This is a genomic window from Streptomyces sp. MP131-18 (genome assembly GCF_001984575.1).
Classification (GTDB): domain Bacteria; phylum Actinomycetota; class Actinomycetes; order Streptomycetales; family Streptomycetaceae; genus Streptomyces; species Streptomyces johnsoniae.
In genome coordinates this window covers 2,975,706-2,989,361 of record NZ_LZNS01000001.1, presented here as the reverse complement: position 1 = coordinate 2,989,361, position 13,656 = coordinate 2,975,706, and the positions used below count along the sequence as shown (strand labels likewise).

Annotated in this window: 11 protein-coding genes; all 11 read left to right on the top strand. The window is 71.9% G+C overall.

All coding sequences use genetic code 11. The features are described 5' to 3' along the window. Positions 1–270 precede the first annotated feature (270 nt). The 11 genes from STBA_RS13205 (at position 271) to STBA_RS13155 (ending at position 13,591) form a co-directional block, all read left to right on the top strand. Positions 271–1,629 carry a DUF6716 putative glycosyltransferase gene (locus STBA_RS13205; protein WP_077059436.1) on the top strand — a complete coding sequence of 453 codons (1,359 nt, stop codon included), beginning with the start codon at positions 271–273 and terminating at the stop codon, positions 1,627–1,629. A gap of 91 nt (positions 1,630–1,720) precedes the next feature. Continuing rightward, complete coding sequence (locus tag STBA_RS13200) at positions 1,721–2,926, top strand: N-acylneuraminate cytidylyltransferase (RefSeq protein WP_077059435.1); 1,206 nt, start codon at positions 1,721–1,723, stop codon at positions 2,924–2,926. Next, the gene (locus STBA_RS13195) at positions 2,923–3,855 is read left to right on the top strand and encodes an N-acetylneuraminate synthase family protein (RefSeq protein ID WP_077059434.1); all 933 of its coding nucleotides are present in this window, start codon (positions 2,923–2,925) and stop codon (positions 3,853–3,855) included. The genes STBA_RS13200 and STBA_RS13195 overlap by 4 nt, the downstream gene beginning before the upstream one ends. A 67-nt stretch (positions 3,856–3,922) precedes the next feature. Beyond that, positions 3,923–5,002 carry a hypothetical protein gene (locus STBA_RS13190; protein ID WP_077059433.1) on the top strand — a complete coding sequence of 360 codons (1,080 nt, stop codon included), beginning with the start codon at positions 3,923–3,925 and terminating at the stop codon, positions 5,000–5,002. A 150-nt stretch (positions 5,003–5,152) separates the two neighbouring features. Next, positions 5,153–6,352, top strand: coding sequence for an amidohydrolase (locus STBA_RS13185; RefSeq protein WP_077059432.1), 1,200 nt, complete (start codon positions 5,153–5,155; stop codon positions 6,350–6,352). A 170-nt stretch (positions 6,353–6,522) separates the two neighbouring features. Continuing rightward, the gene (locus STBA_RS13180) at positions 6,523–7,569 is read left to right on the top strand and encodes a BMP family ABC transporter substrate-binding protein (protein WP_077059431.1); all 1,047 of its coding nucleotides are present in this window, start codon (positions 6,523–6,525) and stop codon (positions 7,567–7,569) included. Between the two features lie 241 nt (positions 7,570–7,810). Further along, a complete protein-coding gene (locus STBA_RS13175; RefSeq protein WP_077059430.1) occupies positions 7,811–9,442 on the top strand; it encodes an ABC transporter ATP-binding protein in 1,632 nt (543 codons plus the stop codon). A gap of 4 nt (positions 9,443–9,446) precedes the next feature. Beyond that, a complete protein-coding gene (locus STBA_RS13170; RefSeq protein ID WP_079251897.1) occupies positions 9,447–10,640 on the top strand; it encodes an ABC transporter permease in 1,194 nt (397 codons plus the stop codon). An 8-nt stretch (positions 10,641–10,648) separates the two neighbouring features. Then, a complete protein-coding gene (locus STBA_RS13165; RefSeq protein ID WP_171987880.1) occupies positions 10,649–11,926 on the top strand; it encodes an ABC transporter permease in 1,278 nt (425 codons plus the stop codon). Continuing rightward, complete coding sequence (locus STBA_RS13160; protein ID WP_077059428.1) at positions 11,923–12,309, top strand: cytidine deaminase; 387 nt, start codon at positions 11,923–11,925, stop codon at positions 12,307–12,309. The genes STBA_RS13165 and STBA_RS13160 overlap by 4 nt, the downstream gene beginning before the upstream one ends. 4 nt (positions 12,310–12,313) lie before the next feature. Then, the gene (locus tag STBA_RS13155) at positions 12,314–13,591 is read left to right on the top strand and encodes a thymidine phosphorylase (protein ID WP_077059427.1); all 1,278 of its coding nucleotides are present in this window, start codon (positions 12,314–12,316) and stop codon (positions 13,589–13,591) included. Positions 13,592–13,656: the final 65 nt, after the last annotated feature.

Genomic DNA, 13,656 nt, shown 5'->3' with positions numbered 1-13,656 from the left:
AGGTGTCACGTGACGTGATGGCGACGGTACGCTGAGTGGCGGGCGCCGGGCGTGCGAAGCCGCCGGGGCGTACCCGGGCCGCCTCGTGCTCATCCTGCCCCGTCAGGTGAACATCGTTCATCTGCTTCGGGATTTCTTTATGAACTTCCGCTTATCGTGAGTTGAACCTGTGCCCGCGACGGGTGAGTTGGTTTTAGCGTGTCATGCTGTTAACTGTTTGTTGTGACTGAGTTGGCCCGGCACTCGATACCGCTGCCTAATGTTCAATCCGTGCCCGATTCATCCCCCACCCCACTCCGTGTGGCAGTGCTGGCGGATTCCGATACCCGGTGGAAGTGGGGCGCGCTCACCGCGCGCCGGATCGCTCCCGGGTCGACCGTCCACGGCTATCTGCTGTGGGGGCGCGCCACACCGACGGAGCGCCAGCTGGCGGAGATCGGCGCGGACGCCGACGCTCTCTCCGAGGTCAGCGCGGCGGACTTCCTCGCCGACCTCGGGCGGCGCGCACACGGCGACGGGGCGGACGAGCCGTTCGACGTCCTCGTCCTCGCCTGCGTGGGGGGCACCATCCAGGCGATGCTGCACGGACTGGCGCACGCCTGGCGTACCGCGACGCACAGACCCGTCGTCATCACCGGCTATGTCGGCGTCGTCTACGAAAAACTGCCGGACGGCCTCCTTCTTCGGCACGGCGCCGATCTTGTGCTCGCCAACAGCCGTTATGACGCGCGGCGGTTCCGCGCGGTCTATGACGGAGTGCGCGCCGACAGCTCCTGCGTCACCGAATGCGCGCTGCCGTTCCTCGACGGACGCGCGTACGACCCCGGTCCCGCGGAGCGCGGCGAGCGGCCCTACCGGGTCGTGTTCGCCGTCCAGCCGTCCGTTCCCACCACGCGCAAGGACCGCGTGTACCTGCTGGAGCGCGCCGTCGCGCACGCCAGGCGCCACCCGGACCGCGAGGTGATCCTCAAGCTCCGCAGCAAGCCGAGCGAGCACACCACGCACATCGAGGAGCTGCCCTACCAGCGCCTCGCGGAGCGGATCAAGGAGGATCAGCCGGCCAACTTCCGTCTCGCCTACGGCAACATGGGTGAGATCCTGGACGAGACCGACCTGCTGGTCACCGTCAGTTCCACCGCGGCCCTGGAGTCGCTGCACCGGTCCGTTCCCACGGCGGTCCTCAGCGACCTCGGCATCCGCGAGGCCCTGGGCAACCACTACTTCATCGGCTCCGGCTGCTTCGCCTCCTGGGACGAGCTGGACGCCGGGTACCTGCCCGAGCCCGAGCCGGAATGGCTGGCCGACCAGGGCATCGCCACCCCGCACGAGCACGCCTTCGCCACCGCGCGCGGCCGGCTCGCCGGGCTGCTCGACCAGCGCGGGCAGGCCGGGCTGCTGCCGCTCGCCCCTTACTACACCGCCCGCACCGCCCCCGGTTACCTGCCCGGCGTCCTCGCCCGGCACGGGCTCGACCTCAAGGGCGAGCCGAAGGCCGGGCACCAGGCGGCCGGTTCGCAGGACGGCATGCGGGGAGCCTCGCGCCGCCTGCTCCGCCGTACCGCTCGCGGCGCCTACCGCGCGGGAGTGCAGCGCGTCGCGCCGATCATCCGCCGCTGGGGGCAGCTGTGACCATTGCGACGGACGCGAGCGCTGCGGAACTCCCGCCGCCGGGCGGACAATCATCCCAGAAGGTAACCGACCAGGAAATGAAGGCGTGACCATGAGCACTGTTCTGGCTGTGATCCCCGCGCGCGGGGGTTCCAAGGGGGTGCCTGGGAAGAACCTCGCGCCGGTCGGTGACGCCCCCCTCATCACCCGTGCCGTCCGCGAGTGCCGTGCGACGCGCCTGCTGACCTCCGTCGTCGTCTCCACCGACGACCCCGGCATCGCCGCCTCCGCGCACGCCGCGGGCGCGGAAGTGATCGAGCGCCCCACCGAGATCTCCAACGACACCGCGACCAGCGAGGCCGCCGTCCTGCACGCCATGGGCGTCTACGAGGAGCGGCACGGCGTCACGGTCGACGTCGTGCTCCTCGTCCAGTGCACCAGCCCCTTCCTCACCCGCGAGGAGCTGGACGGCGTGGCGGCCGCGGTCCTCGACGGCGCCGACTCCGCGCTGACGGTGGCCGCGTTCCACGGCTACATCTGGCGCGAGGCCGGCCACACCGGCGGCCACGGCGTCAACCACGACAAGGCATACCGGCCGCGCCGCCAGGACCGGCCGCAGGACCTGCTGGAGACCGGCGCCGCCTACGCGATGCGCGCCGAGGGCTTCCGCGAGGAGCGGCACCGCTTCTTCGGGCGCACCGAGCTGGTGCGCACCGATCCGGCCCGCGTGCTGGAGATCGACGACCCGCACGACCTGGCGCGCGCCCGCGCGCTGGCTCCGCTGTTCGACGGCGGCAAGGCCGCGTTCCCTGCCGCCCCGTTCCCCGACTACCTGCCGACCCGCGCCGATATCGACGCGGTGGTACTCGATTTCGACGGCACCCAGACGGATGACCGGGTGCTCGTCGACTCCGAAGGACGGGAGCTGGTCGCCGTGCACCGCGGCGACGGGCTCGGCATCGCCGCGCTGCGCCGCGCGGGACTGCCCCTGCTGATTCTGTCCACGGAGGAGAACCCGGTCGTTGCCGCACGGGCGCGCAAGCTGCGCATCCCCGTGCTGCACGGCATCGACCGGAAGGACCTCGCCCTCAAGCAGTGGTGCGAGGAGCAAGGAATCGCGCCGGAGCGCGTGCTCTACGCGGGCAACGACGTCAACGACCTGCCGTGCTTCGACCTTGTCGGCTGGCCGGTCGCGGTCGCCAGCGCCCACGACGTGGTGCGCGGCGCCGCTCGCGCGGTCACCTCCGCGCCGGGAGGCGCAGGCGCGATCCGCGAGATCGCCTCGTGGATTCTCGGAAAGGAACTGACAGCATCATGACCCCTGGCAACCGCCTCCGTACCTTCGGGGACCGTGTCGTGGGCCCCGGCCGCCCGGTCTACATCACTGGCGAAATCGGCATCAACCACAACGGCGACCTGGAGAACGCCTTCGCGCTGATCGATGCCGCCGCGGAAGCCGGCTGTGACGCCGTGAAGTTCCAGAAGCGGACTCCGGAGATCTGCACGCCGCGCGACCAGTGGGACATCGAGCGGGACACCCCGTGGGGCCGGATGACCTACATCGACTACCGGCACCGGGTGGAGTTCGGCGAGGAGCAGTACCGGGCCATTTCCGAGTACTGCGCCGAGCGCAACATCCACTGGTTCGCGTCGCCCTGGGACACCGAGGCCGTCGAGTTCCTGGAGCAGTTCGACGTGCCGGCCCACAAGGTCGCCTCGGCCTCCCTGACCGACGACGAGCTGCTGCGCGCCCTGCGCGCCACCGGCCGCACGGTCATCCTGTCCACCGGGATGTCCACGCCCCAGCAGATCCGGCACGCGGTCGAGGTGCTCGGCAGCGAGAACATCCTGCTCTGCCACGCCACCAGCACCTACCCGGCCAAGGCCGAGGAGCTGAACCTGCGGGTGATCCACACCCTCCAGGCCGAGTACCCCAACGTGCCCATCGGGTACTCGGGGCACGAGACCGGTCTGCAGACCACGCTGGCCGCGGTGGCGCTCGGCGCCACGTTCGTCGAGCGGCACATCACCCTCGACCGCGCCATGTGGGGTTCCGACCAAGCCGCTTCGGTCGAGCCGCAGGGTTTGACGCGCCTGGTCCGGGACATTCGGATCATCGAGGACTCCCTCGGGGACGGCGTCAAGAAGGTCTACGACAGCGAGCTCGGTCCGATGAAGAAGCTGCGCCGTGTCAAGGGCGTCGTGGCCGATCAGGGCGGCTCGGCGCCTGCACCCGCCTCGGTCTGACGGGGCTTCCGGGCCGCCGGCGCGAGGCGGCCCGGACATCTGCACACAGGAAAGCGGACGGAGAGGCATGACTGACGCGCGCGCGGAGACGCTGGCGTTCGCAGAGAGCCCGGTTCAGCTGCTGAACACGCTGGAATGGGCCCACACCACCGGACCCGGCGCCTTCACCGTGATCATATTGCCGCCCCAAGACCCGACCAGCAGGGGCCAGTTGCGCCGCATGGCGCAGCTGGCGAGGGACTCCGGATGCCGTGTGCTGTGGCGCGAGGCCCGCGGTGGCGCCGTGACGCCGTCGCGGGCCCTGGCCGCGCTCGCAGGGCCGCTGCGGCGGGCCCGCAGGCTCGTGATCGGGGACCCGTTCTCCCACTATCTCCAGCTGCTGCTGTCCATGGCCGGGCGCTGTGACGTCGTCGTCGTCGACGACGGCACCGCCACCATGGAGTTCGCCGCGCAACTCGCGCGCGGCGAGCGGCTGGTGCGCTGGCACCGGCCGGCGGCGCGCGGTCCGCGGGCCGTGCTCTTCGCGCCGGTCGCCCGCCGGGCCGTGCGCCGGCTCACCCCCGCGGCCGGGCGCAGCGTCGAGGTGTTCACCGCGATGCCGGTCGAGGCCCTGGCGGGCGTCACCGTCACCGACAACACGTTCTCCTGGACCAGGGACCACTTCCGCGCCCCGCGGCTCACCGGCGGCGCCGACCTCGTCGGCACCTCGCTGGTCGAGACGGGTGTCCTGCACGAGGACCGCTATGTCGGCGCGGTCCGCGAACTGGCCGCGGAACACGGCGTCACGCGGTACTTCGCGCACCGCAAGGAGGGCAGCGAGAAGCTGCGCCGCCTGACGAACGAGGCCGGCGTCGAGATCATCAGGCCCGATCTCCCGCTCGAACTGGTCGCGCGGCGCGGGCCGATCGGGTCGAAGATCCTGAGCTTTCCCTCCACCGTCGTCCACACCCTGCCGCGGGTCCTCTCGGACACCACGGCGGAGGTCGTGGTGTGCGAGGTCGCCGAGGCGTGGTTCACCGACGGCGTCACCGCACGCGCGAGCGGCTTCCTCTCCCAGGTGACCAGTACGGCCCGCGGCACCCGCGGCACCCGCGGCCGGCCCGCCCCGGCCTCGTCCCCGCGGCAGGCGCACGGCGAAGCGACGTGACCTGCGCCACAGGGGGAGGGGCGGAACGGGAGTGAAAAGGCGAGTCATACCCATTCACGCTCCGCGTCATGCGCCGCACCCTCCTTCTGGAGTATGAACTTTGGATGATCAACCGCCCCCGAGGGCTCGGATGAGGCTAATCTCAATCACGTGAGTGATCTGCTGTCTCCGGAGTCCACGCCCACGACGCTCGACGCAGACCTGCGGGCGGAGCTGATCGCGTTCCGCCGCGACCTGCACATGCACCCCGAGCTGGGCAACCAGGAGGTCCGCACCACCGCGGTGCTCAAGGACAGGCTCGAAAGAGCCGGTCTCGCGCCGCGGGTGCTCGACACCGGCACCGGTCTGGTCTGTGACATCAGGCCGCCCGGCGCCGAGGGGCCGCTTCTGGCGCTGCGCGCCGACATCGACGCGCTGCCCATCCCGGACACCAAGACCGTGCCCTACCGTTCCACCGTGCCCGGCCGCGCCCACGCCTGCGGGCACGACGTGCACGCGACCATCGTGCTCGGCGCGGGCCTGATGCTGACCCGGCTGGCCGGGCGCGGCCTGCTGCCCCGTCCGGTGCGGCTGCTGTTCCAGCCGGCCGAGGAAGTGCTGCCCGGCGGCGCCCAGGACGTCGTCGATACCGGCGTCCTGGACGGCGTCGGGCGGATTCTCGCCCTGCACTGCGACCCCAAGGTGGACGCGGGCCGCATCGGCGTGCGCGTCGGCGCGATCACCTCGGCCTGCGACCGGATCGAGGTCACCCTCGCCGGGCCCGGCGGCCACACCGCGCGCCCGCACCTGACGACCGACCTGGTCACCGCCGCGGCCAAGGTGGCCACCGAGGTGCCGGCCCTGATCGCCCGCCGCGTGGACACACGCGCCGGTATGGCCATCACCTGGGGCCGCCTCACCACCGGCCACGCGCCCAACGTGATTCCCCAGACGGCGGAGCTGTCGGGCACGATGCGCTGCCTCGACCTGGCCGCGTGGCGGGCGGCGCCCGACCTGGTGCACGCGGCGGTGGACGAGGTGGCGGCGATGTACCGCGCCAAGTCCGAGATCAAGTACATCCGCGGCGTCCCGCCCGTGGTCAACGACGCCGCGTCCACGGCCCTGCTCGCCGAGGCGATGACCGCCCGCTTCGGCGCGCAGGCGGTGGGCGAGACCGAACAGAGCCTCGGCGGCGAGGACTTCTCCTGGTACCTGGAGCACGTGCCCGGCGCGATGGCCCGCCTCGGCGTGCGGCCCCCGGGGGACGCGTCGGCCGCCCCGCGGGACATCCATCAGGGTGACTTCGACATCGACGAGAGCGCCATCGGCGTCGGCGTCGACCTCCTCACCGGAGCCGCCCTGCTGAGCTGAGCGAAGCCGCCGCCGCGCGGGACGTGCGTGCACCGTTCAATGTTGCGCACACGTTGCGTTCACACCGATCTGATAACGGGAGGAATGCGGGGCTTCTCGCGTGGTCTACGCGCGTTACGATTCGCGGAACGGCGCCGTAAGAGGCGCTTTCGACGGAAGGAATCGTCCTCTTGCGCCGCGTATCCAGGCTTGCAGCAACGGTCGCCGTCTCGGCGGTCATCGCGCTCACCGCCAGCGCCTGCGGAGAAAGCTCCACGGAGTCCAACAACGAGGAGTCGTCGGGCGAGGGCCGCGTCGGCATCGCCTTCGACGTCGGCGGGCGGAACGACCACTCGTTCAACGAGGCCGCCGCCCGCGGCGGCGACCGTGCCGAGGAGGAGCTGGGCGTCTCGGTCGAGTACCAGACCGCGCGCAACGGCGAGACCGACGCCGACCGCGTCCAGCGCCTCACCTCCCTCGCCGAGGCCGGCTACAACCCGGTCATCGGGGTCGGGTACCTCTACGGCAACGCGATCACCGAGGTCGCGGCCGAGTACCCGGACACCACGTTCGGCGTCGTCGACTCCGTGCCCGAGGGCGACAACACCTACGGCATGACCTTCGCCGAGCACGAGGGCTCCTACCTCGCCGGCGTGGCCGCCGCGCTGACCACGGAGAGCAATATCGTCGGGTTCATCGGCGGCGTGCAGAACCCGCTGATCGGCAAGTTCCAGGCGGGCTTCGAGCAGGGCGTCAGGGAGACCAACCCCGACATCGAGATCGAGGTCAACTACCTGTACCGCGACGACGACCGCGGCTTCAGCGACCCGGCGCGCGCCGCCGAGCAGGCCGACGGCATGCTCAGCCGCGGCGCGGACGTGATCTACACCGCGGCCGGCTCCTCCGGCCAGGGCTCGATCGAGCAGATCGCCGGCGTCGAGGGTGCGTGGGGCATCGGCGTGGACTCCGACCAGTACCAGCAGCCGGGGCTCGCCGAGTACCAGGACTCGATCCTCACCTCCGTGGTGAAGGGCGTGGATGTGGCGGTGTACGACCTCATCGAGAGCGTCGAGGAGGGCGAGCCGCTGACCGGCCACCACGAGTACACCCTGGCCGAGGACGGCGTCGCGCTCGCCACCTCGGGCGGCTTCATCGACGATCTCGCCCCCGAGCTGGAAGAGGCCACGCGTCGCATCGTGGACGGCGAGGTCACCGTCAACGACACCCCCAACCCCTGACATGCGCGGTCCGGCCGCGCCCGCGTCCCGCCCCCGGCCCGCGCGGCCCGGGCGCGGGCCGGGGGCGGCCCGGTGCCGTGACCGCAGGGCCGGGGGCTCCGGTGAGCGGACCTACGCGAGTAGACCTGTGCGGGGGGCGCCGCCGTACGGGGCAGGCGCGGTAGCGTTCCGCAGACCAACGCCCGGCCCGCGTCCCACCGCTTGGGCCTTCGCTCCCTGAAGGCCCGGAGGAGAGTGCGTCATCCCACCCGCCGACAGCCCACCGCAGCCCGCCGAAGCCTCCGGCGTTCCCGCCGTCGAGCTGCGCGGCATCACCAAACGCTTCCCCGGCGTCGTCGCCAACCACGACGTCGACATCACCGTCGCCCGCGGCACCGTCCACGCCCTCGTCGGCGAGAACGGGGCGGGCAAGTCCACGCTGATGAAGATCCTTTACGGCATGCAGCGGCCGGACGAGGGCGTCATCACGGTGGACGGCGAACAGGTCGTGCTGCGGTCCCCGGCCGACGCCATCGCCCGCGGCATCGGCATGGTCCACCAGCACTTCATGCTCGCCGACAACCTGACCGTGCTGGAGAACGTCGTCCTCGGCGCCGAGAAGCTGCACGGTATCGGCGCCGGCGCCCGGCGGCGCATCCTGGAGCTGTCCGACGCCTACGGCCTCGGCGTCCGCCCCGACCTGCTGGTCGAGGAGATCGGCGTCGCGGACCGGCAGCGGGTGGAGATCCTGAAGGTCCTCTACCGCGGCGCGCGGACCCTGATCCTCGACGAGCCCACCGCCGTGCTGGTGCCGCAGGAGGTCGACGCGCTGTTCGGCAACCTGCGGGAGCTGACCGCGGAGGGCCTCACCGTGCTGTTCATCTCGCACAAGCTGGGCGAAGTCCTGTCGGTCGCCGACGACATCACCGTCATCAGACGCGGCACCACGGTGGCCACCGTCGCGCCGGCGGGCACCACGCCGAAGCGCCTGGCCGAGCTGATGGTCGGCAGCGAGCTGCCGACCCCGCAGACGCGGGAGTCGACCGTCACGGACGAGCCGGTGCTCACCGTTGCCGGGCTGCACCTGTCCGGGCGCGACGCCGACGGCCTGCTGCGCGAGGTGCTCGCCGACATCGACTTCACCATCCACCGCGGCGAAGTCCTCGGCATCGCGGGCGTGGAGGGGAACGGGCAGGCCGAGCTGGTCGAGGCGATCATCGGCATCAGGCAGCCCGACGGCGGCACCATCGCGCTCGCCGGCCAGGACGTCTCGCACGCCCCGACCCGCACCCGCCGCGAGCGGGGCATCGGCTACATCCCAGAGGACCGGCACCGGCACGGGCTGCTGCTCGACGCGCCGCTCTGGGAGAACCGCATGCTCGGCCACGTCACCGAGCCGCCCAACAGCCGCGGCCCGCTGCTGAACGCGAAGGGGGCGCGCGCCGACACCGAGCGGATCGTGCGCGAGTACGACGTCCGCACCCCGGGCATCGAGGTCACCGCGGGCTCGCTGTCCGGCGGCAATCAGCAGAAGCTGATCGTCGGGCGGGAGATGAGTCACCGGCCGAAGGTGCTGATCGCCGCCCACCCCACGCGCGGGGTCGACGTGGGCGCGCAGGCACAGATCTGGGACGAGATCCGGCGCGCCCGCCGGGAGGGGCTGGCCGTGCTGCTGATCTCCGCGGACCTCGACGAGCTGATCGGGCTCTCCGACAGCCTCCGCGTCATGTACCGGGGCCGGCTGGTCGCCTCCGCCGACCCGGCCACCGTCACCCCCGAGGAGCTGGGCACCGCGATGACCGGCACGGCCGGGGCCGGCGTCGGCACCGCGGAGCCGGGAACGGAAACGAAGCCGGAGCCGGGCACGGGCTCCGGGCCGGGAGAGGAGGGCTGAGCGCATGAGTACCGACACCCCCGCAGGACAGGCGCGGCCGGGCGGCCGTCTCCTGGCGGGCCTCCGCGACGGGGACCGCAGGGAGCGGCTCCTCCTCGGCCTGAGCGCACCGCTGCTCGCCCTGGTCACGGCGCTGGCCATCACCTCCGCGGTGATGGGGCTGACCGGGGACAACCCGTTCCGTGCCTTCGAGGTGATGGCCGACTACGGGTCCAAGAGCGACAGCCAGGTCTGGATCATCAACAAGGCGATCCCCTACTACCTGGCCGCGGCGGCCGTTGCCATCGGCTTCCGCATGAACCTGTTCAACATCGGCGTGGACGGCCAGTACCGGGTCGCCGCGTTCTTCGCCGCCGTCGTGGGCGGTGCGCTGAGCCTGCCCGGCGTCGTGCAGATCCCGGTCATCCTGCTGACCGCGATGGTCTGCGGCGGGATCTGGGCGGGCATCGCCGGCTACCTGAAGGCGAGCCGCGGGGTCAGCGAGGTCATCACGACGATCATGCTGAACTTCATCGGCGGCTCCCTCATCGCGTACTTCCTCCAGGAGGGCCGGCTCGCCGAGCGCGACGAGAACATTGTCCACACCGAGGACATCCCGTCCTCCAGCTGGTTCTTCGAGTTCCCCACCAGCCCCGACCCGGTGCACGGCACCATCCTCATCGCCGTCGCGGTCGGCATCGTGTACTGGTTCGTGCTGGGCCGCACCCGCTTCGGCTACGACCTGCGCGCGGTCGGCCGTTCCGAGCCCGCCGCCGAGGCCAGCGGCGTCAGCGTCAAGCGGACGGTCGTCACCGCGATGCTGCTGTCCGGCGCGGTGGCCGGCCTCGTCGGCATGCCGACGCTGCTCAACGAGTCGGGCAACTACGGCAACGACTTCCCCGAAGGGCTCGGCTTCACGGGCATCGCCATCGCCCTGCTCGGGCGCAACCACCCGGTCGGGATGGGCTTCGCGGCGCTGCTGTGGGGCTTCCTCGAACGGACCGGCACGCAGCTCGAATTCGAGGGCTACGACCAGGAGATCGTCGGCGTGATGCAGGGCGTCATCGTCCTCTCCGTCGTCGTGGCCTACGAACTGGTCCGCCGCTGGGGCATCAGGCGCCAGCAGCGGAAGGTCGGCGAACAGCTGGCCGCCCAGTCCGCCGCCGGCGGACCGAACGGCCCGAAGGGCCCCCACGACTCGGCGGAGGTGTCCGCGTGACCACGCCCCTGTCCACCCTCGCCGGCAAGGTGCGCCCCCGCGGCCGCGTGGCCGAGGAGCGCCGCGGCAGGCTGACGTACCCGGTCGTGCTGCTGATCATCGCCGGGGCGCTGCTGCTGCTCTCGCTGGTGCGGGCGATCACCGACCAGCAGAGCCTGACCTCGGCCGCCCAGTGGGGCGCCGCGATGGGTTTCGCGGTGCCGATCGGCCTGGCCGGGCTCGGCGGGCTGTGGGCCGAGCGGGCCGGCGTGATCAACATCGGCCTCGAAGGCATGATGATGCTCGGCCTGTTCTCGGCGGGCTGGATCGGCTGGCAGCACGGGCCGTGGGCCGCGGTGCTCGCCGGGATCGTGGGCGGCGCGCTGGGCGGGCTGCTGCACGCGGTGGCGACGGTGACGTTCGGCGTGGACCACATCGTCTCCGGCGTCGCCATCAACATCCTGGCGCTCGGCGTCGTCCAGTACCTGGCGAAGCTGTGGTTCGCCGCGGAGGGCAGCGAGGCGCTGGCCCGCGGCGGCAACGACAAGCAGTCGCCGCAGATGGAGCGCCTTGAGCCGTTCACGGTGCCGGGCATCTCCGACTGGCTGGGTGATCTGGACGCGAAGAACTGGTTCCTGCTCTCGGACCTCGCGGGCATCCTGCGGGCCACGGTGCACGAGGTGTCGTGGCTGACGCTGCTGGCCGTGCTGATCTTCGTCGGCACGTACCTGGTGCTGTGGAAGTCGTCGTTCGGCCTGCGGCTGCGTTCCTGCGGCGAGAACCCGGAGGCCACCGAGTCGCTGGGCGTGAACGTCTACCTGTACAAGTACCTGGCGCTCGCCGTCTCCGGCGGTCTGGCCGGTCTCGGCGGCGCCTACCTGGCGGTGCTGATCCGCATGTACCAGGACGGACAGACGGGCGGCCGTGGCTACCTGGGCCTCGCCACCATGATCTTCGGGAACTGGCGGCCGGGCGGGGTCGCCGCGGGCGCCGGGCTCTTCGGGTTCATGGACGTGCTCCAGACCCGCGACCGGCCGGTGGTGCACGCGATGCTGCTGCTGTTCGCGCTGGGGCTGCTGGTCCTCGCGGTCTGGCAGTTCTACCGCGGCAAGCGGGCCGCGGCCATGGCCATCGCGGTGCTCGGCGGGGTGATGTGGCTGTGGTACGAGTCGACGGACACGTTGCCGCTCGAACTGGTCACCGCCAGCCCGTACTTGACGACGCTGCTGGTCCTGACGCTGTTCGCGCAGCGATTGCGCACGCCACGGGCCGTCGGGCGGCCGTACCGGAGAGGGCAGGCGACATGACGGCCGGGGCCGACTGGGCGGCGCTGCGGGCGGCGGCCAGGGACGCCATGTCCCGGGCCTACGCCCCGTACTCGGACTATCCGGTGGGCGCCGCGGCACTCGTCGAGGACGGCCGGGTGGTGACGGGCTGCAATGTGGAGAACGCCTCCTACGGCCTGGGCCTGTGCGCGGAGTGCGGCCTGGTGTCCGCGCTGCACGCCTCGGGCGGCGGGCGGCTGACGCACTTCACGTGCTGCGACGGCGAGGGCCGGGTGATCACCCCGTGCGGGCGCTGCCGGCAGCTGCTGATGGAGCACGGCGGGCCCGGCCTGGCCGTGGAGACCCCGGAGGGCGTCATGCCGCTGGGGGACCTGCTGCCGCAGTCCTGGCACCTGGAACAGTAGGCCCATGGACGCGATCACGATTATCCGCGCCAAGCGCGACGGCCGGGCGCTGACCCCGGAGCAGATCGACTGGATCATCGCCGCCTACACGCGGGGCGAGGTCGCCGACGAGCAGATGTCGGCGCTGGCCATGGCGATCCTGCTGAACGGGATGGACCGGTCCGAGATTGCCCGCTGGACGGCGGCGATGATCTCGTCCGGGGAGCGCATGGACTTCTCGGCGCTGCCGCTGCCGACGACGGACAAGCACTCGACGGGCGGCGTCGGCGACAAGATCACGCTGCCCCTCGCGCCGCTGGTCGCGGCCTGCGGGGCGGCCGTTCCGCAGCTGTCGGGCCGGGGGCTCGGGCACACCGGCGGCACGCTGGACAAGCTGGAGTCGATCCCCGGCTGGCGGGCGGGCCTGTCGGGTGACGAGATGCTGCGGGTGCTGCGGGAGACGGGTGCCGTGGTGTGCGCGGCGGGGGAGGGCCTGGCCCCGGCCGACCGGAAGCTGTACGCGCTGCGCGACGTGACGGGCACGGTCGAGTCGATTCCGCTGATCGCCTCCTCGATCATGTCGAAGAAGATCGCCGAGGGCACCGGGGCGCTGGTGCTGGACGTCAAGGCGGGTTCCGGCGCGTTCATGAAGACGGTCGAGGACGCGCGGGAACTGGCCGCCACCATGGTCGAGATCGGCACCGACCACGGGGTGCGGACGGTGGCGCTGCTCACGGATATGGCGACCCCGCTGGGCCGCACCGCGGGCAATGCGCTCGAAGTGCGCGAGGCGGTCGAGGTGCTGGCGGGCGGCGGCCCCGCCGACGTGGTCGAGCTGACGCTGGCGCTGGCGCGGGAGATGCTGGACGCGGCCGGGCTGCCGGACGCCGACCCGGCGCGGGCGCTCGCGGACGGTTCCGCGATGGACCGCTGGCGGCGCATGATCACCGCCCAGGGCGGCGATCCGGACGCGCCGCTGCCGCGGGCCGCGGAGCGGCACACCGTGACGGCGCCGGAGTCGGGCGTGCTGACCGGCCTGGACGCGTACGCGGTCGGGGTGGCGGCCTGGCGGCTCGGCGCGGGCCGGACCCGCAAGGAGGACCCGGTGCAGGCGGGCGCGGGCGTGGAACTGCACGCGAAGCCGGGCGACGTGGTGACGGCGGGCGCGCCGCTGCTGACGCTGCACACCGACACCCCGGAACGGTTCGAGGCGGCGCTGGCCGAACTCGTGGGCGACGCCATCAGGATCGGTTCGGGTGACGAGGCGACCGTTCGCCCGACCGTTCTCGACCGTATTGCCTGAGCGACCGCTCCCCGCCGGAAAACGTTCATGGCGGACGGCCACTGGCCGTCCATAATGTCGGAATT